Origin of the sequence: Curtobacterium sp. C1 (assembly GCF_021049325.1) — a bacterium.
In the GTDB taxonomy this organism is placed as follows: Bacteria; Actinomycetota; Actinomycetes; order Actinomycetales; family Microbacteriaceae; genus Curtobacterium; species Curtobacterium citreum.
The window spans coordinates 1,714,312-1,741,173 of the sequence record NZ_CP088076.1 but is presented as its reverse complement, the minus strand read 5'-3'; the positions used below and the strand labels follow the sequence as shown (position 1 = coordinate 1,741,173).

Genomic DNA, 26,862 nt, shown 5'->3' with positions numbered 1-26,862 from the left:
CTGAAGGGAACACCATGGCAGAGCACGACGACGAGGCACTGAGCTCGTCCTCGGCTGTCGAGAAGCACGGCACGACCAGTACCCCGGCAGGCACGGCGGTCGTCCCCGCCGACCCGTTCGAGAACCCGGGCGAGCCGCCGCACCGCGCGCGCCGCACCGACGTCGACCCGAAGAAGCAGCGCCTGGCCGAGCGTCAGGTCGCCACGTTCTTCTACCTGTCCATCGTGGGCAGCGTCCTGGCGATCGCGGCCTACGTCGCGTTCCCGATCGACCCGGAGAACTTCGGCACCGTCCGCGCCGGCAACCTCTGGCTCGGCCTGGCCATCGCCCTCGCGCTCATCGCCCTGGGCCTCGGCGCGGTCTACTGGTCGAAGACGCTCGTCGTCGACCGTGAGATCTCCGAGATGCGCCACCCCACCCGTGGGACCGACGCGACCCGCGCCAAGGCGGTCGAGGCGTTCCAGCTCGCCGACAAGGAGTCCGGGTTCAGCCGTCGCAAGCTGATCCGCAACTCGATGATCGGCGCCCTGGCCGCGTTCCCGCTGCCCGGCATCGTCCTCGTCCGTGACCTCGCCCCGGCAGAGGACCCGAACGAGCTGCTCCGTCACACGTTCTGGAAGTCGGGCATGCGCCTGACGAAGGACCCGACGGGCCTCCCCATCCGGGCCTCCGACGTCACCATCGGTTCGGTCTTCCACGTGATCCCGGACGGCATGCTGGACTCGGAGCACATGCTCGAGGAGAAGGCCAAGGCCTCCGTCCTCCTCATGCGCCTCGACCCGAAGGACCTCAACCCCGCCAAGGGACACGAGGACTGGGGCTACGACGGCATCGTCGCCTACTCCAAGATCTGCACCCACGTCGGGTGCCCGGTCGCGCTCTACGAGCAGCAGACGCACCACCTGCTGTGCCCGTGCCACCAGTCGACGTTCGACGTCTCGAACAACTGCGAGGTCATCTTCGGCCCGGCCGCACGTCCCCTCCCCCAACTTCCGATCGCGATCGACGACGACGGCTACCTGGTCGCCCAGAGCGACTTCCACGAGCCGGTCGGACCGTCCTTCTGGGAGCGTGAACGCTGATGACCAGCACCACAACCACCACCCCTTCGTCGACGGCCACGAAGCCGGCGCCGGAGCGCGGATCCCGCATCATCGGCGGGGTCGCGAACTACATCGACGAGCGCACCAGCATCTCGGGCCTCGTGAAGGAGGTCGGGCGGAAGATCTTCCCCGACCACTGGAGCTTCATGCTCGGCGAGGTCGCGCTGTACAGCTTCGTCGTCGTCCTGCTCTCCGGGACGTTCCTGACGTTCTTCTTCCAGGCGTCGATGACCGAGGTCGTCTACAACGGCTCGTACGTGCCGCTGAAGGGCGTCGAGATGTCGACCGCCCTGCAGTCCACGCTGAACATCTCGTTCGACATCCGCGGCGGACTCTTCGTCCGGCAGATCCACCACTGGGCGGCCCTGCTGTTCGTGGCCTCGATCATGCTGCACATGGCCCGCGTGTTCTTCACGGGTGCCTTCCGCAAGCCGCGTGAGCTCAACTGGGTCTTCGGCTTCGTGCTGTGGATCCTGGCCATGGCCGAGGGCTTCACGGGCTACTCGCTCCCCGACGACCTGCTCTCCGGCAACGGTCTCCGCATCATCGTCGGCATGATCGAGGGCGTCCCGGTCATCGGCGTCTGGATCGCCTACCTGCTGTTCGGCGGCGAGTTCCCGGGCACCGACATCGTCGGCCGCCTGTACACGCTGCACATCCTGCTGCTCCCGGCGATCCTGGTCGCGGTGCTCGGCGTCCACCTCGTGCTGGTCGTCATCAACAAGCACACGCAGTTCGCAGGCCCCGGCAAGACGAACGAGAACGTCGTCGGCGTCCCGATCCTCCCGGCCTTCGCCGCGAAGGCCGGTGGCTTCTTCTTCATCGTCGCGGGCATCCTGGCCCTCATCGCGTCGCTGTTCACGATCAACCCGATCTGGAACTACGGCCCGTACGACCCGTCCCCGGTGTCCGCCGGTACCCAGCCCGACTGGTACATCGGCTTCGCCGACGGCGCGCTCCGTCTGGTGCCGCCGCACTGGGAGGTCGTGTGGTTCGGCTACACGGTGTCGTTCAACATCCTCGTGCCGATCGCGGTCCTGATGTTCCTCATCATCGCGATGTTCATCTACCCCTTCATCGAGGCGTGGGTGACCGGTGACAAGCGCGAGCACCACCTGGCCGACCGTCCTCGCAACGCCCCGACCCGCACCGCCTTCGGTGCCGCGGGCATCACGCTGTACGCCTCGCTCTGGGCGGCTGCCTCGTCCGACATCATCGCCACGCACTTCATGGTGTCGATCGAGCACGTGATCCACGTCATCCAGGCCACGACGGTCCTCGGCCCGTTCGTCGCCTTCTGGATCACGAAGCGCGTCTGCCTCGCGCTGCAGAAGAAGGACCGCGAGATCGTCCTGCACGGCTACGAGTCGGGCCGAATCGTCCGCCTGCCGCACGGCGAGTACATCGAGGTGCACGAGCAGCTCGACGAGTACGAGCGCTGGAAGCTCCTGCAGTTCAACGAGTACAAGCCCCTCATGATCCGTCCGGACGCCAAGGGTCGGATCACCGCGGTGCAGAAGACCCGTGCACGCCTCTCCCGCTTCTTCTTCGAGGACCGCATCGCTCCGGTCACGAAGTCCGAGCTCGAGGCCGCGCACGCCGCTCACCACGGTCCGGAGATCGACAGCACCACCCCGGCCCCCGCGGTCGGTGCCGGGAACCACTGACATTTCTCGGCAAGAACGAACGAGCCCCTCGTCCACTTCGTGGTCGGGGGGCTCGTTCGTTCGCCTCAATTTCAGAGAAACACGCTTCCGGTTCACCTCGGATTCAAGAACGAGTGGTGGACTCGTGGAGAACGGTGTGGCACTGTGTTGCACCACGCATCCGCCAACGGAACGAGACACCGATGGACAGCCGGACGGCCGAACACCCCAGGCCGAACCACTTCCTCCTCCACCTCAGCGACACCCACCTCGTGGCGGGTGACGGCGACCTCTACGGGGACGTCGACTCCGCAGCGCGGCTGCAGGCGATCATCGCCGACATCGAGGCCTCCGGGACCCACCCCGAGGCGATCGTCGTCACCGGCGACGTGGCCGACAAGGGTGAGCCCGGCGCCTACGCCCGGGTCCGCGACATCGTCGAGCCAGCCGCGGCCCGGATCGGCGCGCAGGTCATCTGGGCCATGGGGAACCACGACGAGCGCGGCGCCTTCCGCCAGGAGCTCTTCGGCCTGCAGCCCACCGACCGCCCCGTCGACTTCGTGTACGACGTGAACGGCCTGCGCGTGATCACCCTCGACACGAGCGTCCCGGGTCAGCACCACGGCGAGGTCTCCCCCGCGCAGCTCGACTGGCTCGCCGAGGTCCTCTCCGAGGCAGCGCCGCACGGCACGATCCTCGCGATGCACCACCCGCCCGTGCCGAGCGTCCAGGACCTCGCCGTCCTCGTCGAGCTCCGCGACCAGGCGGCCCTGGCCGAGGTCGTCGAGGGCTCCGACGTCATCGCGATCATCGCCGGCCACCTGCACTACTCCACGAGCGCGGTGTTCGCCGGCATTCCGGTCTCGGTCGCCAGCGCCACGTGCTACACGCAGGACCTGACGGAGTACCAGGGCGGTACCCGGGGACAGGACGGCGCGCAGTCGTTCAACCTCGTGCACGTCTACGGCAACAACGTCGTGCACTCGGTGGTCCCGGTCGGGCACTACTCGACCGTGGGGCAGCCCGTCTCCGCTACGGAGACCGAAGCACGTCTCGCGGCCGCGGGGGTCTCCATCCCGGCCGCGGTCGAGCCGGCCCCGGTCACGGCGAGCATCCCGGTGTTCACCCTCGACGCGGTGCCCACCAGCCCCGTCCGCCGCTGACGAGCACGGCGCCGCGGAGTCGCAGCGCTGCGTGACCGCGGTGCTGCGGCCTCACGTTGCCCGCGTCGGTGCGCGCCGAACGCGCACGACACCCCGTGAGCGCGACGCCGAGCGTGCACAGAACGTCGGGCGGCGACGCCGAGCGTCCCAGATCTGGCACACTCGGCGCCCATCACTCGGCTCGCCCGGCGCCGGGCGCCAGCGCTACTCCGCGGTGCGCTCCCACGGCGCCGGGAACGGGAAGTACCGCTCCAGGAAGTCCGTGACGCGCGCTGTCCGCTCCTCGTCCGAGACCTCGGGGAAGCTGCCGTCGTTCAGGCAGAAGAAGTCGACGTTCCGCTTCTTGAGCAGGTCGTCGAGCGCCTTGAGCCCGGACTGCATCGTCGTGTCGACGTACCGGACGGTGGCGTTCTCCTGCATGATCGCGCGACCGGTCAGCAGTGCGTAGTAGTGGTACAGCGAGTTCGTCACCGAGATGTTGTCGGCGGCCCGGAAGCGCGACGCCGCAGTCGCCCGGAACTCGTCCGCGAACTCGTGCTCCATCTCGGTCATGATCGACGCCCGGAGCGGCGTGGGTGCGTGCTCGAGGTGCCTCGTGGTCACCGCGCCGAAGCGCTGCTGGAGCAGGCGACGGTTCACCCGGGCGGAGTTCTCGAACCCGCTGCGAGCCGGGTTGTTCGAGCCGAGCCCGATCCGGGTCGTCGCGAGGATGAACTTCGTGACCGACCCCGGGCTGAAGAACACCGACGGGTCGACCGAGCGACCGAAGAACATGTCGTCGTTCGAGTAGATGAAGTGCTCGCTGATGCCCGGGATGTGGTGCAGCTGCGACTCGACGGCCTGCGAGTTGTGCGTGGGCAGCACGGAGGGGTCCGCGAAGAACTCTTCACTCCGGACGATCCGCACCTTCGGGTGGTCGGCGAGCCAGTGCGGCGCCGGCGAGTCGGTGGCGATGTAGATCTGCCGGATCCAAGGGGCGAAGGTGTGCACCGATCGGAGCGCGTACTTCAGCTCGTCGATCTGCCGGAAGCGAGCGGGGGCGTCGTCGCCCTCCCCCAGCACGGCGTTCGCCTGCGCGGCCTGGCGGGCGCGCTGGTACTCGATCGCGTTGCCGTCGACCCACGAGAAGACGATGTCGATCGGGAAGCGGATGTCCGACACGTGGTCCTCGAACATGTGCTCGACGGTGCGCCACGTGCGGCCGTACCGCTCGATGTCGACGACGACGAACTCCTCGATCGGCAGGGACCGCCGCATGAGGGCGTTCTCCTTCGGCGCGAGCACCTCGGTGTCGGTGACGCGCCAGAACTCGAGCTGCACGCTCGTCTCCGCGCCGTAGCGCAGGCGTCCGAGGGGCTCGAGGCGGGGGCGGAACACCCGCAGGACCGGCTCCTCGACCGGACCGAGCCCGTCGTCGATGACGAGCACCGCGGGCTTGCCCGGCGGCTTGGCGTAGAACGGCTCGTTCGCCGAGGCGGCCATCACGGCGCTCTCGGCCCGCTGGCGGTCGCGCTCGTCGACCGCGATCACGGGGCGCTGGTCGTTGCCGCGGATGAGCAGGTGGTCGACGTCGCCGGCGGTGAGCGCGTCGTCGAGGAACAGGAGGTCCTCGATCATCGACTGCTGGGGCGTCAGGTGCCCGTTGACCAGGGTCAGCCGTCCCTTGCGGACGACGACGTCGGGACGATCGAGACCGCCCGAGGACGGTCGAGGGTTCAGCAGAGGACTCTCGGTCGCCGGCTCGGTCTCGTGGCTCATCCATGCCCTTCGGATCGTGTCGCCGGGCCCTGCGCCCGGCTCCTGTGATCCTACCGTCCGGCGGTCACCCCGGTCGGCGGGTCGGCTCGCGCCGCCGACGTGGTGCGCTACGGCCTGGAGGCGCTGCTCGCGTCTGCCTGACGCGGCACCTTGACGAGGATCCCGACAGCGACGAACAGCGCGGCCACGACGAGTTGCAGGGCGGCCCAGACCTGCCCCGGGATCGGCACGACGACGACCGGGTTCCAGCAGACCGCGACGGCCGCCATGGCCACGGCGGCCCACCACGTGCGTCCGCGCACCGCGAAGACGAGCACGATGAGCGCGAGCACGGTCACGCCCCACCGGACGAACACGAACGCCGACGAGTCGATGATCGCCACGAACGCCAGCAGGAGCATCGCCGCGATGAGCGACGGCGCGAGGGCGGGCCGCGTGAACGGCGGGGTGGTCTTCGCGGTGGTCGCCCCGCGGCCGGCGGTGCCCGGTCGCGACGAGGGCACACCGGTGAGCGACGACCCCGCCGGGGGCCGACCCTTCCGTGCCATCAGGCGCCGGCCTCCTCGAGGTCGATCGCCTGGATCGGGCGCGACATCGGCGGGAGGCCCCGGAGCCGCTCGAGGGCGGGTTCGAGCTCCGCGACGACGGCGCGGTAGCCGTCCTCGGTCAGGTGCAGGCCGTCGTCGGTGTACCGCTCGTCGAGGTGGTCGCCGTCCGCGAGGGCGGGCCAGAGGTCGAGGTACTGCGCGTGGCAGGTGGCGACGAACTGGCGCAGGTGCCGGTTGGCCGCGTCGATCTTCGCCGCCCACTCGGCCTGTCGGGGCAGGATCGACACGAGCAGCAGGCGGACGCCAGGCAGTTCGCGGCGGAGCGTCACGAGGACGGACTCGACGCCGCGGACGACGTGCTCGACGCTCGCGCGGTGGTTGCCGAAGTCGTTGGTGCCGATGAGCAGGACGATCGCCTCCGGCTGCTCGGCGACGACGGCGTCCAGACGCTCGAGGACGCCGTCGGTGGTGTCCCCGCCGATTCCTTGGTTGACGACGTGCTCACCCGGGAGCCAGGCGTCCCAGGAGCCCTGCTCGGTGATGCTGTCACCCAGGAACAGGAGCGGTCCGTGTCCCTCGGTCGTGGCTGGCCGATCGGTCATGCTGCCTCCTCGTGGACGGGTGCCTCGGACCCATTGTGCTGGGTCCAGTTGCGCCCCGTCGACTCCGTGTGCTCGGACTCGCGCTCGGCGGCAGCCGTGATGCGTTCCACCATGCCGGGGAAGATCACCCCGTGGAACGGCAGGATCGAGTACCAGTAGAGCCGGCCGGACAGCCCCTGCGGGAAGTAGATCGCCCGCTGGTGGTAGTCGCTCCCACCGCCGTCACTCGGTGTGACGGTCATCTCGAGCCAGGCGCGACCCGGCGACTTGAACTCGGCGCGCAGGCGCAGGTACCGCCCACGCTCGAGGCGCTCGACCCGCCACCAGTCCAGGGCGTCGCCCTGCTCCAGGCGCTTCGGGTCGCGGCGGCCGCGGCTCAGGCCCACCCCGCCGGCGAGCTTGTCCATCCAGCCCCTGGCGACCCAGGCGAGCGGGAACGAGTACCACCCGTTGTCGCCTCCGATGCCCTCGACGACGCGCCAGACGTCCTCGGCGGACGCGGAGGTGTGCCGGCGGCGGTCGTCGACGTAGACGGTGTGCCCGGCCCAGTCCGGGTCGCTCGGCAGCGGGTCCGCGGGGGTCGCCGCGAGCGTGGCGCTCCGCCAGCTCGTCTCGACCTCGCCCTTCCGCATCCGGGCGAGTGCGAGCCGCACCGCTCGTCGGTAGGACGTCAGGCCGCCCTCGGGTCGCGGCACGACGTCGTCGATGTCGTGCTCGCGCTGGATGCACTCGAACTGCAACGACTCGATGATCGGCGTCGCGAGCTTCCGTGGGATGGGCGTCACGATGTTGAACCAGTGCGCGGAGAGCCCGGGCGTGAGCACCGGGAGCACCGTGAACCGCCGCTGCGGCAGCTTCGCCTCGACCGCGTAGCCGTTGAGCATCTGCCCGTACTTCAGGACGTCCGGGCCGCCGATGTCGAACGTGCGGTTGACGTCGGCCGGGATGTCGAGCGCGGCGACGAGGTAGTACAGGACGTCCCGGACGGCGATCGGCTGGATCCGGTTGCGGACCCACCGCGGGGCGGGCATCCACGGCAGGACGTCGGTCACGTGCCGGATCATCTCGAACGAGGTGCTCCCGGAGCCGATCACGACGCCCGCCTGGTACGCGATCGTGGGGACGCCGGAGGCGAGCAGCACGTCCCCGACCTCCTTCCGGCTCCGCAGGTGCTTCGACAGCTCGCCGTCGGGGTGCAGCCCGCCGAGGTACACGAAGCGCCGGACCCCGGCGGACTTCGCCTCGCGCGCCATCGTCTCGACGGCCTGGCGCTCGGCCTGCTCGAAGTCGCCGTCGGCCCCCATCGCGTGGGCGAGGTAGTAGACCGCCTCGACGCCGTCGACGGCGGACCGGACGCCGGCGGCGTCCTGCAGGTCACCCTGCGCCACCTCGACGTCGTCGTGCCAGGGAACGTCCTGGAGTTTCCGGGGGGTCCGCACGAACACCCGGACCTGGTGTCCGGCCTCGAGGAGACGGGGGACGAGTCGGCCGCCGATGTACCCGGTGGCGCCGGTGACGAGGACGTGCATGCGGGGCACGGTACGCCGGTCGCCTCCGGGTAGGCTTGCCGGGTGGACAACGCAGCGCTCCCCATCGACACGCACGCCATCGACGCCGACGCCGTGCGAGCCCTCATCGACCACGCGATCCTGAAGCCCGAGCTCACCCGCGCCGACGTCGACGCCCAGCTCGACGAGGCCGCGGCGTACCGGGTCTTCAGCGTGTGTGTCCGCCCGAGCGACGTCGCGCACGCCGTGGAGCGCCTGACCGGCACCGGGGTCGGCGTCGGGACGGTCATCGGCTTCCCGCACGGCACCACGTCCACCGGCGCCAAGGTCGCCGAGTCGCTGCAGGCCCTGGCAGACGGCGCGTTCGAGCTCGACATGGTGCAGAACATCGGTGCCGCGAAGTCCGGCGACTGGCAGCGCGTCGAGGACGACGTCCGCGCGGTCGTCCAGGCCGCCGGGGACACCGTCGTGAAGGTCATCCTCGAGACCGCGTTCCTGACCGACGACGAGATCGTCGCCGCCTCGCGTGCCGCCCAGGCAGCGGGCGCGGCGTTCGTGAAGACGTCGACCGGGTTCGCCGGCGGCGGTGCGACCGCCCCGCACATCCGGCTCATGCGCGAGACCGTCGGCGCAGGCACTGGGGTGAAGGCCTCCGGCGGTGTGCGCGGTCTCGACACGCTGCTCGAGATGGTCGAGGCCGGCGCCGACCGCATCGGGACGAGCGCCTCGGCGCGCATCCTCGACGAGGTCGCGCACCGCGCACAGACCGGAGCCGCCTCGTCGCTCGGCGACGACTCCTCGTCCTACTGAGCAGATCCACCCGTCCCGACCGCACCCGCGGCCGGGACCGCACCACCTGACCGACCCGCACCGGGCCGGGTCGTACCGGGCGCGACGATGCGTCGACCGGCCGCCCCGAGCCTCCCGTCCGCCGCATCGGAGCGCGCATGACCGACAGCACCGTCCCCGTCCCCCTCGCCCTGGCCGTCGACCTCGGCGGCACGAAGGTCGAAGCGGCCCTCGTGACCGACGCCGGCGTCGTCCTGCCGGCCACGCGCTTCCGCAGCCCCACCGGGCCGGGACGCACGTCCGAGGAACTGCAGGCAGCCGTCGACGAGGTCGTGACGAGCGCCCTCGCCGCACTGCCGGCGGACGGCGTGCTCGTCGGTGTCGGCGTCGGTTCCGCTGGTCCCGTGGACGAGCAGCACGGGCTCGTCTCGCCGCTGAACATGCCGGTGTGGCGCGGGTACCCGCTCCGCGATCGCGTCGCTGCCCACGTCCCCGCCGACGTCCCGGTCACCCTTCGCATGGACGGCCTCGCGATCACGCTCGCCGAGCACTGGGTGGGCGCCGCGCAGGGACACGACCACGTGATGGGCATGATCGTCTCGACCGGGGTCGGCGGCGGACTCATCCTGCACGGCCGGACCGTCAGCGGCCCGACCGGCAACGCCGGGCACGTCGGACACGTCGAGTGCGGCGGGTTCGACGACCCGTGCGCGTGCGGTGGCACCGGCTGCCTCGAAGCCGTCGCGAGCGGCCCGAAGACGGTCGCCTGGGCGCAGCGCCAGGGGTTCACGGGGACCACCGGCGAGGAGCTCGCGGCCGCCTACGCCGCCGGCGACGAGGTCGCGGTGGCCGCCGTCAAGCGCAGCGGCCGCGCCCTCGGGCAGGCGATCGCCGCGGCGACCAGTCTGGTCGACCTCGAGGTCGTCGCCATCGGCGGCGGGTTCTCCCACGTCTCCCCCGACCTGTTCGAGTACGCCCGCCAGGCTGTCGCCGAGCGGGTCGAGTTCGGCTTCGTCACCAAGGTGCGCATCGTGCCGACGGGGCTGTCGCAGGACGGCCCGCTGATCGGCGCCGCCGCGCTCGTGCACCGCGCCGACGTCCTGCGCTGAGGTCCTGCGGCTGAGGTCCTGCGGCTGAGGTCCTGCGGCTGCCGTCGTGCGCCGACGGCGCCGGCGGTTGTCCACAGAGGCTGTCCTGCCGGCGCACGCTCCGGCAGGATGGCCGGGTGCCGTCGTCCCGACTCCTGACCAGTACGGACTGGCCGGAGGCGGAGCTCCGCGCCGCCGTGCTCGCCGGTGAGCTCGTGCCGGTGGGGTCCTGCTGGGCCTCCGTCGCCGAGACTCAGGTGCCGTCGCTCCGTGCCGAATCCTGGGCGGTCGACGTGCCCGATCGTCGGCTCGTCGCGTGCGGTGGCAGTGCGGCGTGGATCTGGGGCGGTCGGTCGTGTGCTCCGGAGCCGGCGGAGGCGGCCGCACCCCTCGGCATCCGGGTCGCCGACGTGACGACCGTGCGCGTGCGGCAGGTACGCGTCGGGCCCGAGGACACCGTGGCGCTCGACGGCGTGCGTGTGACGACACCGGTCCGCACGGTCGTCGACCTGCTCCGCGCCATCGGGGACCTCGACCCGGACGCCGCGGACGCCGTGCGGGGGCTCTTCGCGGTGGGTGCGACCGAGCCTGAGGCGGTCCTGGCCGCGCTGGACGCGCTCGGGACCGTCCCGATGGTCCGTCAGGCCGCCCGGCGGCTCGACGCGCTCCTGGACGCACCGCTCGGTGGGTGATCGGCTGCTGTCACGTCAGCCGGCGCTGACGCGGTAGACGTCGTAGACCGCGTCGATGCGCCGCACCGCGTTGAGCACCCGGTCCAGGTGGGTCGTGTCGCCCATCTCGAACACGAAGCGGCTCAGCGCGAGGCGGTCCGACGAGGTCGAGACGGTGGCGGACAGGATGTTGACGTGGTGGTCGGTCAGGACCCGCGTGACGTCGCTGAGCAGACCGGAGCGGTCGAGCGCCTCGATCTGGATCTGCACGAGGAACACCGACTTGGACGACGGTGCCCACTCGACCTCGATCATGCGGTCGGGCTCGTTCATGAGCGACTTCACGTTCGTGCACGAGGCCTGGTGCACCGAGACGCCCTGGCCGCGGGTGATGAAGCCGACGATCTGGTCGCCCGGCACCGGGGTGCAGCACTTGGCGAGCTTGACGAGGATGTCGGGCGCACCGCGCACGAGCACCCCGCTGTCGCTGTTGCGGAGCTGCCGGCTCGTGACCTGCCGCGGGAACGCGAGCTCGGGCTCGTCGGTCTCGGCTTCGGTCTGGACGCCCGCGAGGATCTTCTCGATGACCGACTGCGTGGAGACGTGTCCCTCGCCGATCGCCGCGTAGAGCGCCGAGACGTCCTCGTAGCGCATCGCCGAGGCCACCTCGGAGATGGAGTCCTGGCTCATGATGCGCTGGAGCGGTAGGTTCTGCTTGCGCATCGCCCGAGCGATGGCGTCGCGGCCCTGCTCGATCGCCTCTTCGCGGCGCTCCTTGGTGAACCACTGCTTGATCTTGTTCCGCGCGCGCGGACTGCGGACGAACGTCAGCCAGTCCTGGCTCGGGCCCGAGTCGGGGTTCTTCGACGTGAAGATCTCGACGACGTCGCCGCTGGACAGCTGGCTCTCGAGCGGCACCAGGCGGCCGTTGACCTTGGCACCCATGGTGCGGTGCCCGATCTCGGTGTGCACCGCGTAGGCGAAGTCGACCGGGGTCGCGCCGGCGGGCAGCCCGATGACCTTGCCCTGCGGCGTGAAGACGTACGTCTCCTTCGCGCCGATCTCGTACCGGAGCGAGTCGAGGAACTCCCCCGGGTCGCTCGTCTCCGCCTGCCAGTCGGTGATGTGGGCGAGCCACGCCATGTCCTGGTCGTCGGTGGTGCTCGTGTCGACGTCACGGCCCTGCGCACGCTGCTTGTACTTCCAGTGCGCCGCGACACCGAACTCGGCGCGCTGGTGCATCTCGTGCGTGCGGATCTGGATCTCGACCGCGCGGCCCTGGGGTCCGAGCACCGTGGTGTGGAGCGACTGGTACAGGTTGAACTTCGGGGTGGCGATGTAGTCCTTGAAACGCCCGGGCAGCGGGGTCCAGCGGGCGTGCACCGAACCGAGCATCGCGTAGCAGTCGCGCACGGTCGGGACGAGCACGCGGATGCCGACCAGGTCGTAGATCTCGTCGAACTCGCGCCCGCGGACGATCATCTTCTGGTAGATCGAGTAGTACTGCTTCGGCCGGCCCATCACGTCGCCGCGGATCTTCGACGCCTTCAGGTCCTTCTTGAGGGTGCCGATCACGTTCTGCACGAACTGCTCGCGCTTCGGCTGGCGCTCCTTGACCAGGCTGTCGATCTCGACGTAGAGCTTCGGGTGCAGGACCGCGAACGACAGGTCCTCGAGCTCCAGCTTGATCATCTGGATGCCGAGTCGGTGCGCCAGGGGCGCGTAGATCTCGAGCGTCTCCTTCGCCTTGCGCGTGGCGGAGGCGGACTCGACGAAGCCCCACGTGCGGGCGTTGTGCAGACGGTCCGCGAGCTTGATGACGAGCACCCGGATGTCCTTCGACATCGCGATCACCATCTTGCGGACGGTCTCGGCCTGGGCGCTGTCGCCGTACTTGACCTTGTCGAGCTTCGTGACGCCGTCGACGAGCATCGCGATCTCGTCGCCGAAGTCGGCGCGGAGCTCGTCGAGCTGGTAGTCCGTGTCCTCGACGGTGTCGTGCAGCAGCGCTGCGGCGATCGTGATCGTGCCGATCCCCAGGTCGGCGAGGATCTGCGCGACCGCCACCGGGTGCGTGATGTACGGCTCGCCCGACTTGCGCTTCTGCCCGTCGTGCGCACGCTCCGCGACCGAGTACGCCCGCTCGATGAGCGTCACGTCGGCCTTCGGGTGGTGCGACCGCACCGTCCGGATCAGCGTGTCGACGGCGCCGGCCGGCTGCGCCCGCGAGAAGAGCCGCGGCAGCAGGGACCGGAGCGACCCGATGTTCCCGGTCGTGTTCGGACCGAGCGGACTCGTCGGCCGCGGCGCCGAGCCGGGTCGGCTCGCACCGGGCTCGGTCGCACCCTGGGGCGTGGACTCACGGGTGTCCGTCATGATGCGCCTCCAACGACCGGTGTCCGGGTACGGTCCAGCAAGACTACGCGCGTCCGGTCAGTGCTCGTGACGCGGTTCGCCCTGGGCGTCCTCGGCGGTGGCACCCGCGCGGACGACCGGCTCGCCGGCCTGCTCCCACGCGGTCATCCCGCCGACGAGGTTCACCGCGGGGACGCCCGACTGCTCGAGCGCGGCGACGACCCGGGCGGACCGGCCGCCGGAGTGGCAGACGACGATCGCGGGCTGATCGCCCCCGTCGATCTCCTGCCAGCGGGCGACGAGCTCCGACATGGGCACCAGCGTCGCCTCGGGAGCGTGGACCTCGTCCCACTCCCCCTGCTCGCGGACGTCGAACAGCCGCGCACCGGCATCGATACGGCGACGAGCCTCGGCGACGTCGACGTCGTGCACCTCGACCGCCATCAGACGGCCTCGGCGGTCGCGTCGACCTCGCGCTGCCGCTTCTCGGCGGCCTGCCGCTTCTTGGCGTCGGCCTGCTTGATCTTCGGCTCGTTCTCGCGCAGGTGGGCGTACATCGGCGACGCGATGAAGATCGTCGAGTACGTGCCCACGATGATGCCGATGAACAGCGCGAGCGAGATGTCCCGCAGCGTGCCGGCGCCGAGCACGTAGGAGCCGATGAACAGGATCGCCGCGACGGGCAGCAGGGCCACGACCGAGGTGTTGATCGACCGGACGAGAGTCTGGTTCACCGCGAGGTTCACCGACTGGACGAAGGTCCGGTGCGACTCCTGGCTCGTGTTCTCACGCACCTTGTCGAACACCACCACGGTGTCGTACAGCGAGTACCCGAGGATCGTCAGGAAGCCGATGACCGCGGCGGGCGTGACCTCGAGCCCGACGATGCCGTACACGCCCGCCGTGATGAGCAGGTCGTGCAGCAGCGCCACCATGGCGGACACGGACATCTTCCACGTGCGGAAGTACAGGGCCATGACGACGGCGGCGAGCACGAGGAAGATCACGAGTCCGCGGATCGCCTGGGCGAGCACGTCGGCACCCCACGTCGCACCGATGTACGTCGAGGCGACCTGGTCGTCGGAGACGTCGTACGCCTTCGCGAGGGCGTCCTGCACCTGGGTGGTCTCGCGGTCGGTCAGCTGCTCGGTCTGGACGCGGATGCCGTCCTGGCCGACCTGCGAGACGCGCGGGATGCCCTCGGGGACGATCGACTCGACGGTCCGGGTCGCGATCGACTGGTCGGTCGAACCCGCGTTCGAGATCGTGAACTCGGAGCCGCCGGTGAACTCGATGCCGAGCTGGTACCCGCCGCGGAGCCACGGCACCGTGAGGGACACGACGATCGCGATGATCGCGACGAGGTACCACGTCTTGCGTCGGCCGACGATGTCGTACGAGCGCTTGCCCGTGTAGAGGTCGCTGCCGAACTGGCTGAAGCTGGCCATCAGTCGTCCTTCCCGTCCGGCGTCGTGCCGTCCTGCGCGCCGGAGGCCTGCTGGGCCTTCCGCTCCGCGATCGTCTGGCGGCGCTGGGCCTCGCCCGCGCTGCGCTGGCGCTTGCCGTCGACCACGGGAGCGCGGAACTGCGCGCGACCGCGGTAGACCGCGCCGAGGGCGGACGGGTCGAGTCCGCTGAACCGGTGGCCCTCGCCGAAGAACCGGCTGCGGGCGATGAGCTGCATCATCGGGTGCGTGAAGAGCACGACCACGACGACGTCGATGAGCGTGGTGAGGAGCAGCGTGAACGCGAAGCCCTTCACGTCGCTGACCGCGAGGATGTACAGCACCACGGCGGCGAGGAAGTTGATCGAGTCGGACGCCAGGATCGTACGGAGCGCCCGCTTCCAACCGGACTCCACCGCGCTCTCGAGCCCGCGGCCGTCCCGGAGCTCGTCACGGATGCGCTCGAAGTAGACGATGAACGAGTCCGCCGTGATGCCGATGGCCACGATGAGGCCCGCGACGCCCGCGAGCGAGAGCCGGTAGTCGACGCGCCACGACATGATCGCGATGACCAGGTAGGTGATCACCGCGGCGACGCCGAGCGACAGGACCGTGACGAACGCCAGCGCGCGGTACTGGATGATCGAGTAGATCACGACGAGGATCAGACCGATCAGACCGGCGACGAGACCGCCGACGAGCTGCGCGGTGCCGAGCGTCGCGGAGATGTTCTCGTTCGACTGCACCTGGAAGTTGATCGGCAGCGCGCCGTACTTCAGCTGGTCCGCGAGGGTCTTCGAGGTCTCCGCGGTGAAGTTGCCGGTGATCTGCGCCTTGCCGTTGGTGATCGCCGCGTTCGACGCCGGCGCGGTGATGACCGTGCCGTCGAGGACGATGGCGAACTGGTTCTGCGGCGGCTGGAGCTTGACCAGGCGGCTGGTGACCTCGCGGAAGTCGTCCGAGGCCTTGCCCTTGAAGGTCAGGTTGACGGCCCACTGGCCGGTCGTCGCGCCCTGCGAGTCGGTGGCGAGCCCGGAGGTCGCGTTGCTGATGCCGGAGCCGGAGACCTCGACCGGGCCGAGGATGTACTTCGCGGCGCCGTCCTGGTCACAGGTGACGAGGGGCTCGTCGTCGGGTGCCGTCGTGACGTCGTCCGGGGCCTTGCAGTTGTAGTTCGTGTACAGGTCCTGCAGCGCGGGCGTGACCTGTGAGAGGTCGCTGCCGTTCGTCGCCTTCGCGGTCGGCGTCGCCTCGAGCGACGCGGGCGGGGTGTACGGCGTCGGCGACGCGGAGGAGCCGTTCGCGCCCCCGACCGAGGTGCTCGTCGCGGCCTCGGTGTACAGCACCGGGCGGAAGGTGAGCTTGGCGGCGGCCTCGATGCGGTCGATGGTCGCCTTGTCCGGCTTGCCCGGGATGGACACGACGATGTTGTTCGTGCCCTGCGTGTTGATCTGCGACTCGGAGACACCCGTGGCGTTGATGCGCTGGCGGATGATGTTGACCGCCTGGTTGAGCTGCTGCGACGTCACCGAGCCGCCCTGCGTGTTCTGCGCCGCGAGCGTCAGCTGCGTGCCGCCCTGCAGGTCGAGCGCCAGCTCCGGCACCCAGCTCGCGCCGGCGAACCACTTGCCGGTGTCGTCCTTGGTGTTCGCTGCCAGCACCGATGCGGCGGTGTTCAGGCCCGCGAGTGCGGCCATGATGATCACCAACCAGGTGAGCGAGCGCAACGCCTTCTTGACGGGTGTCGATCGTGCCACCGGTCGTCTCGTCTTTCTGTTCAGGACCGACGGCGACGCCGGCGGCAGGAGTGAGGCCACCGGGTCACGAGGACCCGGTGGCCCGGGGGTGTCAGTCTTCGGTCTTGCGCTTCGCCGCGTCGGTCTCGGTCGGCTCGACGCGCTGCCCGAACTCCGGCTCGTCGCGACGGTCGTCCTTGCCGAGGTCCAGGACCGGAGCCGCGGCTGCGTCGTCCGTGGTCACGGTCTCGTCGACGTCGGAGGCGTTGTCGTCGACCACGCGGGAGAGCGTCTGACGGTGGACCGTCACGACGGTGCCCGGGGCGATCTCGACGTCGGCGGTGACCTTCTCGTCGTCGACGGAGAGCAGCGTGCCGTAGAGGCCGAAGGAGAGCATGACGCGGGCGCCCGGCTGCATCTTCGTCTGCAGCTCGGCCTGCTGCTTCTTGCGCTTCCGGCTGCTGTAGAACATGAAGGCGGCGAACGCGACGATGATGACGATGAGGAAGATGGATTGATCCATGATGGCGTTGCCTTCTCTGGTTGCTCGGCTTCGGGCCGTAGCAGTCTAGGGCACGGGTCTGCACCCGTCCGGTCGCACGGCGTGCTGCACCCGGCGCATGACTCAGGATATAGAATACCGCATGCCGCTATTCGTCGTCGAACAGGTCCGGCTGCATCCCGGTGGCGGCGCCCGGCGTCAGGCCGAAGTGGCGCCAGGCCTGCGGGGTGGCGATCCGACCGCGCGGCGTCCGCGTGACGAGGCCGACCCGCACGAGGAACGGCTCCACGACGGACTCGATGGTCTCGGACTCCTCGCCGACGGACACCGCGAGGGTGTTCAGGCCGACCGGACCCCCGTCGAAGCGCGTGAGCATCGTCTCGACGACTGCGCGGTCGAGGCGGTCGAGACCGAGTTCGTCGACGTCGTACAGGTCGAGCGCCCCCTGGACGGCCGTCATGCCGTCGGCGGTGCCGTGCACGAGCGCGTAGTCCCGGACCCGGCGGAGCAGACGGTTCGCGATGCGCGGGGTCCCTCGGGAGCGCCCGGCGATCTCGCGGAGCGCCGAGCGGTCGATGCGCAGGTCGAGCAGGTGCGCGGCGCGGATCAGGACCTGTTCGAGCTCGTCCTTCTCGTAGAACTCGAGGTGTGCCGTGAAGCCGAAGCGATCGCGCAGGGGGTTCGGGAGGAGGCCCGCGCGGGTGGTCGCCCCGACGAGCGTGAACGGCGCGAGGTCGAGCGGGATGCTCGTCGCGCCAGCACCCTTGCCGACCATGACGTCGATGCGGAAGTCCTCCATCGCGAGGTAGAGCATCTCCTCTGCGGAGCGCGCCATGCGGTGGATCTCGTCGATGAACAGGACCTCGCCCGGGACGAGCGACGAGAGCACCGCCGCGAGGTCACCGGCGTGCTGGATCGCCGGCCCGCTCGACATCCGCAGCGGACGGCCGGACTCGTGCGCGACGATCATCGCGAGCGTCGTCTTGCCGAGACCGGGCGGCCCGGCCATCAGGATGTGGTCCGGCGTGCGCTCCTGCATCGCGGCGGCCTTGAGCAGCAGGTCGAGCTGGCCGCGGACCTTGCGCTGGCCGACGAACTCGTCCAGGGACTTCGGCCGGAGCGCGCCCTCGAACGCGAGCTCTTCCTGCGACTCGGCGCCGGCGGAGGTGATGCCGCTCACCGTCCGGCCCCCGCCGGACGGAGGGTCCCGAGCGCGGCGCGGAGGAGCGACTGCGTGCCCATGGCGGCGGCGCCCGGGTCGGTGGCGACGACCGAGTCGACGGCGGACTGCGCGGCGTCCTCGCGCCACCCGAGGCCGACGAGCGCCGAGACGACGTCGATCGCGGCGGGGTGTGCCCCGGCGGCACCCGCGACCGTGGCGCCGGCGGGTGCCTGCTCGAAGGCGACGAGCTTGCCGGAGAGCGCGACCGTGATGAGCTTGGCGGTCTTCGGGCCGATGCCGGAGACCTTGCGGAAGACGGCGTCGTCCTCGGCGGCCACGGCGTTCGCGACCTGGGCAGGGTCGAGGTGTGCGAGCACCCCCATCGCGGACTTCGGGCCGACGCCCGACACGCTGCGCAGGAAGTCGAAGACCTGCAGCGCCTCGGCCGACTCGAAGCCGAACAGCTGGTGCTCGTCCTCGCGCACGATCATCCGCGTGCGCAGGAACACCTCTGACCCGTGGCGCATCGTCAGCGCGTGCGCCGGGGTGACGGTCACGGCGTACCCGACTCCCCCGACCTCGACCACGACGGCCGATCCGGCGATGTCGATGCAGGTTCCCCGGAGGCTCGCGATCATGCTCCGAGCCTAGGGCTGCCCACCGACGGAGCCGGCCCGCCGCGCGGCACCGCCCCGGCCGGGAGCGAACGGTGCGCCGCCGCCCGGACGCGCCGCGGCGGCCGCGCGGGCGAGCGGGGAGTCCGCGGTGCCGGCCTGCGCGTCCCGCCAGGCGCGCTGTGCCGGGGTGAGCGTCGCCGGACCGGGGCCGACCCGGTCGGGTGATCCGAGCCTCCAGGCATGGCACACGGCCAGCGCGAGCGCGTCCGCGGCGTCCGCCGGCTTCGGGGCCTCGTCGAGTCCGAGCACCCGGGCGATCATGGTCTGCACCTGCCGCTTGTCGGCGTTGCCGTAGCCGGTGACGGCGGCCTTGACCTCGGACGGCGTGTGCAGTCCGACGGGCAGACCGCGCGCCGCCGCGGCGTGCAGCGCGAGTCCGGCGGCCTGGGCCGTGCCCATCACCGTCCGGACGTTCGCCTGCGCGAAGACGCGCTCGACGGCGACGGCGTCCGGACGGTGCTCGTCGATCTCGGCGGCGATGCCGTCCGCGATGCGGAGCAGGCGCTGTTCGAGCGCCATGTCGGCCGGCGTGCGCACGACGGTGACGTGCACGAGCCGGGCACGCCGGTTCGGTGCGACCTCGACCACGCCGACGCCGCACCGGGTGAGCCCGGGGTCGACCCCGAGCACCCGGAGCATCGGACTAGTCCTCGTCCTCGTCGAGCTCGGCCTGGACGTCCGCGGGGATGTCGAAGTTCGCGTAGACGTTCTGCACGTCGTCCGAGTCCTCGAGCGCGTCGATCAGCTTGAAGACCTTGCGCGCGGTGTCCGCGTCGACCGGGACCTTGACGCCGGGGACGAACTCGGCGTCGGCGGAGTCGTAGTCGATGCCGGCGTCCTGCAGCGCGGTGCGCGCAGCGACGAGGTCGGTCGCCTCGGTGATGACCTCGAAGCCACCGCCCTGGTCGATGACGTCCTCGACGCCCGCGTCGAGCACGGCCGTCATGACGGTGTCCTCGTCGAGGCCGTCGACCTTCGTCACCGAGATGACGCCCTTGCGGGAGAAGTTGTAGGCGACGCTGCCCGGGTCGGCCATGGTGCCGCCGTTGCGGGACATCGCCGTCCGGACCTCGGCCGCGGCGCGGTTCTTGTTGTCGGTGAGGCACTCGACGAGCATCGCGACGCCGTTCGGGCCGTAGCCCTCGTACATGATCGTCGTGTACTCGATCGACTCACCGGTCAGACCGGCACCGCGCTTGATGGCGCGGTCGATGTTGTCGTTCGGCACCGAGGTCTTCTTGGCCTTCTGGACCGCGTCGACCAGGGTCGGGTTGCCCGACAGGTCGGCCCCGCCCATCTTGGCCGCGACCTCGATGTTCTTGATGAGCTTGGCGAACGACTTCGCGCGGCGCTGGTCGATGACCGCCTTCTTGTGCTTGGTCGTTGCCCACTTGGAATGCCCGGACACGGTGCTCCTTGGTCTCGCTGAAGATCCGGACCAGTCTACCGGCCGGGAGGATCGGATCGCCGCCGCCCCGCGGGTCGCGTCCCAGCCCGGTCGCGCCCGGCATCCGGGGCAGGCGTCAGGCGGAGCGGACCATCGCCAGGAAGCGACGGTGGAAGCGGTCCTCGCCCGCGACCTCGGGGTGGAACGCGCTCGCGAGGACGTTGCCCTGCTGCACGGCGACGACCTGTCCGTCCGCGAGGGCGCCGAGGACCTGGACGTCGGTGCCGTGCTGCTCCACCACGGGCGCGCGGATGAACACCGCGTGCACCGGGGCCTCGCCGAGCGCCGGCATCGGGATGTCGGTCTCGAAGGAGTCGTTCTGGCTGCCGAACGCGTTGCGGCGCACCGTCGTGTCGAGCACGTCGAGCGTCTGCTGCCCCGGGATCCCCGCGGCGATGCGCGACGAGAGCATGATCATCCCCGCGCAGGTGCCGTACGTCGGGAGCCCGCCGCGGATCGCCGCGGACAGGGGCTCGGCCACGCCGAACGCCCGGGAGAGCTTGTCCATGACGCTCGACTCGCCGCCCGGGATCACGACACCGTCGAGGGCGTCGATCTCCTCCGGGCGGCGGAGCGGCACGACGTCGGCGCCGAGCTCCGTCAGCGACGCGATGTGCTCGCGGAAGTCACCCTGCAGCGCGAGGACCCCGATGCGGGGTCGGGCGCTCACCAGCCGCGCTCGGCGAGACGGTGCGGGGCGGGGACGTCGGCGACGTTGATGCCGACCATGGCCTCACCGAGCCCGCGGGACACCTCGGCGATGACCTTGGGGTCGTCGTGGAAGGTGACGGCCTTGACGATGGCGGCGGCGCGCTTCGCGGGGTCGCCGGACTTGAAGATGCCGGACCCGACGAACACGCCGTCGGCACCGAGCTGCATCATCATCGCGGCGTCGGCCGGGGTGGCGACACCGCCGGCGGTGAAGAGCACGACCGGGAGCTTGCCGGTCTGCGCGACCTCCTTGACGACGTCGAACGGCGCCTGGAGCTCCTTCGCGGCGACGTAGAGCTCGTCCTCCTTGAGGTACCGGAGCGCCGCGATCTCCTTCGAGATGGTGCGGATGTGCTTCGTCGCCTCGGACACGTCACCGGTGCCGGCCTCGCCCTTGGAGCGGATCATCGCGGCACCCTCGGTCATGCGACGGAGTGCCTCGCCCAGGTTGGTGGCGCCGCAGACGAACGGCGTGGTGAAGTTCCACTTGTCGATGTGGTTGACGTAGTCGGCGGGCGACAGGACCTCGGACTCGTCGATGTAGTCGACGCCGAGCTCCTGGAGCACCTGTGCCTCGACGAAGTGGCCGATGCGGGCCTTCGCCATGACGGGGATCGACACCGAGGCGATGATCTCCTCGATCATCGAGGGGTCGGACATGCGGGCGACGCCGCCCTGGGCGCGGATGTCGGCGGGGACGCGCTCGAGGGCCATGACGGCGGTCGCGCCGGCTTCCTCCGCGATGCGGGCCTGCTCGGCGTCGACGACGTCCATGATCACGCCGCCCTTGAGCATCTCGGCGAGACCGCGCTTGACGCGGTCGGAGCCGGTGATCGAGGTGCCGTTGGTGCCCGAGGTGCTGGTGCTGTCGCTCATGATGCCCTCCACTCTAGTGCGCCGTCGGCCAGCCTTCCGCGACGAGTCGGCGGGTGTCCCCCAGCAGCTGGGACATCGACTTCGTCCGGGCGATGATCGGGAAGAAGTTCGAGTCCGAGGCCCACCGCGGGACGACGTGCTGGTGCAGGTGCCCGGCCACCCCGGCGCCCGCGATCTCGCCCTGGTTCATGCCGATGTTGAAGCCGTCGCAGTGCGACACGGCACGCAGCACGCGCATCGCCGTCTGGGTCAGCTCCGCCATCTCGCGGGTCTCGTCCGGCGTCGCCTCGTCGTAGAGCGGGACGTGCCGGTACGGGCAGACGAGCAGGTGGCCGTTGTTGTACGGGAACAGGTTGAGCAGGACGTAGGCGTGCTCGCCGCGGGCGACGATGAGGGCGTCCTCGTCGGACTTCCGGGGCGCCTCACAGAACGGGCAGTCGTCCTCGTGCCCGCGGCCCTTCCCCTCTCGACCGGCGTCGATGTACGCCATCCGGTGCGGGTTCCAGAGCCGCTGGAAGGCGTCCGGGACGGCCGCGCCGGTCGCGGCGTCCCGGATGACCAGCGGGTCGGGACCGACCACGTCGTCGACGTGACCGGTCCCGGGGACCGACGGCGTGCCTCCCGGCTGCTCGGCGACCATCAGACCTGCGTGCGGTCGCGGATCGCGGTGAGGATGCGTTCGACCGCCTCGTCCACGGGCACGCCGTTGTCCTGGCGGCCGTCGCGGAAGCGGAAGCTCACGGCGCCGGCGTCGCGGTCGTCGCCGCCGGCGATGAGCTGGAACGGCACCTTCGCCTTGGTGTGCGTGCGGATCTTCTTCTGCATGCGGTCGTCCGAGTGGTCGACCTCGGCGCGGACCCCGTGCGAGCGGAGCTTCGCGACGACCTCGTCGAGGTAGTCGCCGTACTCGGCGGCGACCGGGATCGCGACGACCTGGACCGGGGACAGCCACGCCGGGAACGCGCCCGCGTAGTGCTCGGTGAGGACGCCGAAGAAGCGCTCGATCGAACCGAACAGGGCGCGGTGGATCATCACCGGGCGCTGACGCGAGCCGTCCGGCGCCGTGTACTCGAGGCCGAAGCGCTCCGGCAGGTTGAAGTCGAGCTGCACGGTCGACATCTGCCAGGTGCGGCCGATGGCGTCACGGGCCTGCACCGAGATCTTCGGGCCGTAGAACGCCGCGCCCGCCGGGTCCGGGACGAGCTCGAGCCCGGACTCCTCGGCGACCTCGCGCAGGGTGTTCGTCGCGACCTCCCACACCTCGTCGTCGCCGACGTACTTCTCCGGGTCCTTCGTGGAGAGCTCGAGGTAGAAGTCGTCGAGGCCGTAGTCGCGGAGCAGCGAGAGGACGAACTGGAGCGTCGTGGTGAGCTCCTCCTTCATCTTCTCCTGCGTGGTGAAGATGTGGGCGTCGTCCTGGGTCATGCCGCGGACGCGCGTGAGTCCGTGGATGACGCCGGACTTCTCGTTGCGGTAGACCGTGCCGAACTCGAACATCCGCAGCGGCAGGTCGCGGTAGGAGCGGGCCTGCGAGCGGTACGCCAAGATGTGCATCGGGCAGTTCATCGGCTTGAGGTAGTAGTCCGCCCCCTGCCGCGTGACGTTGCCGTCCTCGTCCGTCGCCTGGTCCATGTGCATGGCCGGGAACATGCCGTCCTTGTACCAACCGAGGTGGCCCGACTGCTCGAACAGGTCGCCCTTGGTGATGTGCGGCGTGTAGACGAAGGAGTAGCCCTCCTGTTCGTGCCGGCGGCGCGAGTAGTCCTCCATCTCGCGGCGGATGATGCCGCCCTTCGGGTGGAAGATCGCCAGGCCCGAGCCGATCTCGTCGGGGAACGAGAACAGGTCGAGCTCGGCACCGAGCTTGCGGTGGTCGCGCTTCGCTGCCTCCTCGAGCCGGAGCTGGTACGCCTTGAGCTGCTCCTTGTCCGGCCACGCCGTGCCGTAGACGCGCTGCAGCTGCGGGTTCTTCTCGGAACCTCGCCAGTAGGCCGCCGCCACGCGCATGAGCTTCGACGCGTTGCCGATCCAGCGGGTGTGCGGCACGTGCGGGCCGCGGCAGAGGTCCTGCCAGACGACCTCGCCGGACTTCGGGTCGACGTTCTCGTAGACGGTGAGCTCGCCGGCGCCGACCTCGACGCTCTCGCCGGAGTCGCCGTCGGCCGCTGCGCCCTTGAGGCCGATGAGCTCCTGCTTGTAGGGCTCCCCCGCCATGCGCTCACGAGCCTCGTCGTCGGTGACCACGACCCGGCGGAAGCGCTGGGCCTGGCGGATGATCCGGTCCATGCCCTTCTCGATCGCCTTGAGGTCCTCGGGCGTGAACGGCTCGGCGACGTCGAAGTCGTAGTAGTAGCCGTCGGTGACGGGCGGCCCGATGCCGAGCTTGGCGTCCGGGTTGATCTGCTGCACCGCCTGTGCGAGCACGTGCGCGGCGGAGTGTCGGAGGATGTCGAGGCCGTCCTGCTCCTGCAGCGTCACCGCCTCGGCGGTCTCGCCGTCCTGCACGGCCGCGTCGAGGTCCTTCAGGACACCGCCGACGCGGATGGCGACGACGCCGCGCTCGCCGTCGAAGAGCTCGGTGCCCGTCGTGGCCGTCGTCGCGGTGCGGGGCTCGGGTGCCTGGGGCAGGTCTGCGGGCTCGGGTGCGACTGCGTCGGTCACGATCGTGGTGCTCCTCGGTTGGTTCAGGGGTGGGTCAAGACTAGTGCGCGGTCGCGCCGGTTCAGGCGGGCACGCGCCCGAGCGTGGTGACCGGCAGGCGCGGCTCGAGGCGCTCGCGCCCGGCCAGGCCGTCGAGCTCGAGGAGCGACGCGAAGCCGATCGCCTCGTAGCCGGCACGCTCGAGCAGCGTGACGGTGGCCGCCGCCGTGCCACCGGTCGCCAGGACGTCGTCGACGACGAGCACCCGGGTCCCCTGCGGCAGCTGGCCCGGGCGGAGCTCGAGCTCCGCCTCGCCGTACTCCAGCGCGTACTGCTCGCTGAGGACCTCGCCGGGGAGCTTCCCCGCCTTGCGGACGGTCAGGACGCCGACCTGGTGCTGCGCGGCGATCCCGCCGGCGAGGGCGAACCCGCGGGCCTCGATGCCGGCGACCGCCTGGAACCCCGCGCCCACGGCGAACGGTGCGGCGAGGGCCTCGCAGACGCGGCCGAACGCGACGGGGTCGGAGAACACCGGGGTCACGTCGCGGAACAGGATGCCGGGCTTCGGGAAGTCCGGCACGATCGCGGTGAGACGTTCGACGAGGGCAGCAGCGGTTTCGGTCACCGCACAACGGTAGTCGACCGCGTGGGCGGACCACGCCGAGGGCGGTCCCTGCCCCTCGTTCTGGTGCTCGACGCGCGGGCCCGTGAGGGGTTCCCATTGGACGAGGACCGGTCGACCGGGTGCACGGGGCGCCCTCCTGGTCGGGAGGAACCGTGCACCACCGCGTCAGCACCCTGGCCACCGCCGCCTTCACGGCGGCGATCGTGGTCGTCGGCCTGTCGGTCGCGCCGAGCAGTGCGACGGCTGCCACACGGACGGCCCGCGCGCCGATCGCGGCGGGCACCATCAGGACGGCACCCGCGAGTGCGGTGTTCGCCGGCGGACTGACCATGCAGCCGGACAACCAACCCGCCGCCGCGGCCGCGGCACTCGCCGCCCAGGGCAGGACCGCCGACGCGGCAGCCGCTCGGACGATCGCCGCGCAGCCCATCGCCACCTGGCTGGGCGACTGGCTCCGCGGCGACCAGCTGGACCGCGTCGTGGCCCGCAACCTCGCCGCGGCCGAGAAGAGCGGGACGACCCCGGTGTTCGTGACCTACGCGATCCCGAACCGGGACTGCGGTGGGTACTCGGCCGGCGGACTCAGCGCAGCGGAGTACCCCGTGTGGAACCAGCGGATCGCGACGATGCTCCGCGGCCACCGCGCCGTCGTCCTCGTCGAACCGGACTCGCTGTCCCACCTGACCTCGTGCGTGTCCGAGAGCGCGACCCGTCCCGCACTGGTGGCCTCGGCGGTCCGTGCGTTCGCCGACGCCGGGGTCCCCGCCTACCTGGACGGCGGGAACGAGGACTGGAACCCGCCGGCCGTGCAGGCGGCGCTGCTGCAGCGCGCGGGCATCGACCGAGCACGGGGTTTCTACACGAACGTGGCGAACTTCTACGGTGTCGACGGGGAGCGCGCCTACGCCGACCGTCTCAGCGCACTGGTCGGCGGCGCGCGCTACGTGATCGACGTGTCACGGAACGGCCGCGGGTGGCGCGGCACGTGGTGCAACCCGACGGGCGCCGGACTCGGGCAGTCGCCGCGGGTCACCGCCGGGACCACGCGGCTCGACGCCCTGCTGTGGGTGAAGACCCCCGGCACCAGCGACGGGACCTGCAACGGCGGACCGGCGGCTGGGACGTGGTTCCCGGCGTACGCGGTGGCCCTCGTGGCGAACCGGAAGCGGTAGCGCGGACGGTTCGACGCGCGTCGAACCGACGAAGCGACGTCGAACCAGGCGGGATGCCTGGTTCGACGTCGCGTTCGTGGTTCGGAGCGACGGCAGCCGGCGGCCGAGCAGCCGCGACCGCGGGGCTCAGCGCCACATGCGCATGACGGCGCTGTGCACGAGCAGGTCCACCTCGCGCTGGCGCCGCTCGCGCTCGAGTCGCAGCCGGGTGGCGTGGTCGACGGCGTGCCGCACGTGGTGGGTGCGCCGACTCCAGATGATCAGGGACATGCCGACCCGGAGGGCGATGCGGTCGGCGAGGGAGACCCGGCGCCGGAGCGCACGGGTACTGGGAGGGCGGACGTCGAGGTCGTTCGACACGGTGGTGCCTTTCTGGCAGGAGGGCAGGACGGAACAACCCGCAGGGGGCGGGCAGGAATGCAGTGCCGGCGCGCGCCGGAAATGCACGCGACGACATTCCGCGCGGCGACCGAGAATGTCGACACGCGGTACTGGAGGATCGTGGGGACGTCGTCCGCTCAGCCCACGGAACGCGCCGCGCGCGTCCGGTCAGGACCGGGTCAGCGCCGAGCGGACGCGTCCCGGATCGGACCCGCAGAGCGGAACCTTCAGGGCGCGTCAGCCGCGCGGATCAGCAG

26 protein-coding genes are annotated in these 26,862 nt (G+C 70.7%); 7 read left to right on the top strand and 19 right to left on the bottom strand.

Annotation, left to right across the window (positions count from 1 at the left end):
* Positions 1-14: 14 nt before the first annotated feature.
* From qcrA to LQK89_RS08470, 3 genes are all read left to right on the top strand, one after another.
* A complete protein-coding gene (qcrA, locus tag LQK89_RS08480; protein WP_058743207.1) occupies positions 15-1,082 on the top strand; it encodes a cytochrome bc1 complex Rieske iron-sulfur subunit in 1,068 nt (355 codons plus the stop codon).
* Entirely contained in the window at positions 1,082-2,770 is a 1,689-nt protein-coding gene (qcrB, locus tag LQK89_RS08475; protein ID WP_058743208.1) for a cytochrome bc1 complex cytochrome b subunit, read from the top strand. The genes qcrA and qcrB overlap by 1 nt, the downstream gene beginning before the upstream one ends.
* A gap of 182 nt (positions 2,771-2,952) precedes the next feature.
* Positions 2,953-3,912, top strand: coding sequence for a phosphodiesterase (locus LQK89_RS08470; protein ID WP_114851188.1), 960 nt, complete (start codon positions 2,953-2,955; stop codon positions 3,910-3,912).
* A 204-nt stretch (positions 3,913-4,116) separates the two neighbouring features.
* Here LQK89_RS08470 and LQK89_RS08465 read toward each other — a convergent pair whose 3' ends face one another.
* From LQK89_RS08465 to LQK89_RS08450, 4 genes are all read right to left on the bottom strand, one after another.
* A complete protein-coding gene (locus tag LQK89_RS08465) occupies positions 4,117-5,670 on the bottom strand; it encodes a stealth conserved region 3 domain-containing protein (protein ID WP_174778461.1) in 1,554 nt (517 codons plus the stop codon).
* 107 nt (positions 5,671-5,777) lie between these two features.
* Positions 5,778-6,218, bottom strand: coding sequence for a DUF6804 family protein (locus LQK89_RS08460; protein ID WP_229666691.1), 441 nt, complete (start codon positions 6,216-6,218; stop codon positions 5,778-5,780).
* The gene (locus tag LQK89_RS08455) at positions 6,218-6,820 is read right to left on the bottom strand and encodes a GDSL-type esterase/lipase family protein (protein ID WP_058743211.1); all 603 of its coding nucleotides are present in this window, start codon (positions 6,818-6,820) and stop codon (positions 6,218-6,220) included. The genes LQK89_RS08460 and LQK89_RS08455 overlap by 1 nt, the downstream gene beginning before the upstream one ends.
* Positions 6,817-8,349 carry an SDR family oxidoreductase gene (locus LQK89_RS08450; RefSeq protein WP_231050744.1) on the bottom strand — a complete coding sequence of 511 codons (1,533 nt, stop codon included), beginning with the start codon at positions 8,347-8,349 and terminating at the stop codon, positions 6,817-6,819. The genes LQK89_RS08455 and LQK89_RS08450 overlap by 4 nt, the downstream gene beginning before the upstream one ends.
* A 42-nt stretch (positions 8,350-8,391) precedes the next feature.
* On the opposite strand from LQK89_RS08450, the gene deoC reads away from it, so the two are divergent.
* The 3 genes from deoC to LQK89_RS08435 all read left to right on the top strand — a co-directional run bounded on the left by deoC (position 8,392) and on the right by LQK89_RS08435 (position 10,897).
* Entirely contained in the window at positions 8,392-9,138 is a 747-nt protein-coding gene (deoC, locus tag LQK89_RS08445; RefSeq protein ID WP_174778462.1) for a deoxyribose-phosphate aldolase, read from the top strand.
* A 137-nt stretch (positions 9,139-9,275) separates the two neighbouring features.
* Positions 9,276-10,226, top strand: coding sequence for an ROK family protein (locus LQK89_RS08440; protein WP_058743040.1), 951 nt, complete (start codon positions 9,276-9,278; stop codon positions 10,224-10,226).
* A gap of 116 nt (positions 10,227-10,342) precedes the next feature.
* The gene (locus LQK89_RS08435; RefSeq protein ID WP_231050743.1) at positions 10,343-10,897 is read left to right on the top strand and encodes a hypothetical protein; all 555 of its coding nucleotides are present in this window, start codon (positions 10,343-10,345) and stop codon (positions 10,895-10,897) included.
* Positions 10,898-10,912: 15 nt separating this feature from the next.
* Here LQK89_RS08435 and LQK89_RS08430 read toward each other — a convergent pair whose 3' ends face one another.
* The 14 genes from LQK89_RS08430 to LQK89_RS08365 all read right to left on the bottom strand — a co-directional run bounded on the left by LQK89_RS08430 (position 10,913) and on the right by LQK89_RS08365 (position 25,052).
* A complete protein-coding gene (locus LQK89_RS08430; RefSeq protein WP_231050742.1) occupies positions 10,913-13,252 on the bottom strand; it encodes a RelA/SpoT family protein in 2,340 nt (779 codons plus the stop codon).
* Between the two features lie 57 nt (positions 13,253-13,309).
* Complete coding sequence (locus tag LQK89_RS08425; protein ID WP_114851181.1) at positions 13,310-13,675, bottom strand: rhodanese-like domain-containing protein; 366 nt, start codon at positions 13,673-13,675, stop codon at positions 13,310-13,312.
* Positions 13,675-14,679, bottom strand: a complete 1,005-nt coding sequence (gene secF / locus LQK89_RS08420; RefSeq protein WP_231050741.1) for a protein translocase subunit SecF — start codon at positions 14,677-14,679, stop codon at positions 13,675-13,677. The genes LQK89_RS08425 and secF overlap by 1 nt, the downstream gene beginning before the upstream one ends.
* Positions 14,679-16,433 carry a protein translocase subunit SecD gene (gene secD / locus LQK89_RS08415; protein ID WP_231050740.1) on the bottom strand — a complete coding sequence of 585 codons (1,755 nt, stop codon included), beginning with the start codon at positions 16,431-16,433 and terminating at the stop codon, positions 14,679-14,681. The genes secF and secD overlap by 1 nt, the downstream gene beginning before the upstream one ends.
* 91 nt (positions 16,434-16,524) lie before the next feature.
* Positions 16,525-16,935 (bottom strand): preprotein translocase subunit YajC, encoded by a 411-nt coding sequence (locus LQK89_RS08410; protein ID WP_175325934.1) that lies wholly within the window; start codon positions 16,933-16,935, stop codon positions 16,525-16,527.
* 127 nt (positions 16,936-17,062) lie between these two features.
* Complete coding sequence (gene ruvB, locus LQK89_RS08405) at positions 17,063-18,094, bottom strand: Holliday junction branch migration DNA helicase RuvB (protein WP_058743034.1); 1,032 nt, start codon at positions 18,092-18,094, stop codon at positions 17,063-17,065.
* Complete coding sequence (gene ruvA, locus LQK89_RS08400) at positions 18,091-18,714, bottom strand: Holliday junction branch migration protein RuvA (RefSeq protein ID WP_231050739.1); 624 nt, start codon at positions 18,712-18,714, stop codon at positions 18,091-18,093. Before ruvA ends, ruvB begins: the two co-directional genes overlap by 4 nt.
* 9 nt (positions 18,715-18,723) lie before the next feature.
* Positions 18,724-19,392, bottom strand: coding sequence for a crossover junction endodeoxyribonuclease RuvC (gene ruvC / locus LQK89_RS08395; protein ID WP_331000579.1), 669 nt, complete (start codon positions 19,390-19,392; stop codon positions 18,724-18,726).
* A 4-nt stretch (positions 19,393-19,396) separates the two neighbouring features.
* On the bottom strand, positions 19,397-20,161 hold the full coding sequence (locus LQK89_RS08390) for a YebC/PmpR family DNA-binding transcriptional regulator (RefSeq protein ID WP_058743032.1): 765 nt from the start codon (positions 20,159-20,161) through the stop codon (positions 19,397-19,399).
* Positions 20,162-20,276: 115 nt separating this feature from the next.
* On the bottom strand, positions 20,277-20,870 hold the full coding sequence (pdxT, locus tag LQK89_RS08385; RefSeq protein WP_114851174.1) for a pyridoxal 5'-phosphate synthase glutaminase subunit PdxT: 594 nt from the start codon (positions 20,868-20,870) through the stop codon (positions 20,277-20,279).
* The gene (gene pdxS, locus LQK89_RS08380; protein ID WP_231050738.1) at positions 20,867-21,787 is read right to left on the bottom strand and encodes a pyridoxal 5'-phosphate synthase lyase subunit PdxS; all 921 of its coding nucleotides are present in this window, start codon (positions 21,785-21,787) and stop codon (positions 20,867-20,869) included. The genes pdxT and pdxS overlap by 4 nt, the downstream gene beginning before the upstream one ends.
* Before the next feature lie 13 nt (positions 21,788-21,800).
* Positions 21,801-22,427: an HIT family protein gene (locus LQK89_RS08375; RefSeq protein WP_083520116.1), complete on the bottom strand. Its 627-nt coding sequence runs from the start codon at positions 22,425-22,427 to the stop codon at positions 21,801-21,803.
* The gene (gene thrS / locus LQK89_RS08370) at positions 22,427-24,415 is read right to left on the bottom strand and encodes a threonine--tRNA ligase (RefSeq protein ID WP_180226180.1); all 1,989 of its coding nucleotides are present in this window, start codon (positions 24,413-24,415) and stop codon (positions 22,427-22,429) included. The genes LQK89_RS08375 and thrS overlap by 1 nt, the downstream gene beginning before the upstream one ends.
* Before the next feature lie 94 nt (positions 24,416-24,509).
* A complete protein-coding gene (locus tag LQK89_RS08365; RefSeq protein ID WP_058743030.1) occupies positions 24,510-25,052 on the bottom strand; it encodes an adenine phosphoribosyltransferase in 543 nt (180 codons plus the stop codon).
* A 152-nt stretch (positions 25,053-25,204) separates the two neighbouring features.
* Between LQK89_RS08365 and LQK89_RS08360 the strand changes: the two genes are divergently transcribed.
* Entirely contained in the window at positions 25,205-26,224 is a 1,020-nt protein-coding gene (locus LQK89_RS08360) for a glycoside hydrolase family 6 protein (protein ID WP_231050737.1), read from the top strand.
* A 126-nt stretch (positions 26,225-26,350) separates the two neighbouring features.
* On the opposite strand, the gene LQK89_RS08355 is transcribed toward LQK89_RS08360, so the two are convergent.
* Complete coding sequence (locus tag LQK89_RS08355) at positions 26,351-26,584, bottom strand: hypothetical protein (RefSeq protein WP_058743028.1); 234 nt, start codon at positions 26,582-26,584, stop codon at positions 26,351-26,353.
* Positions 26,585-26,862 lie beyond the last annotated feature (278 nt).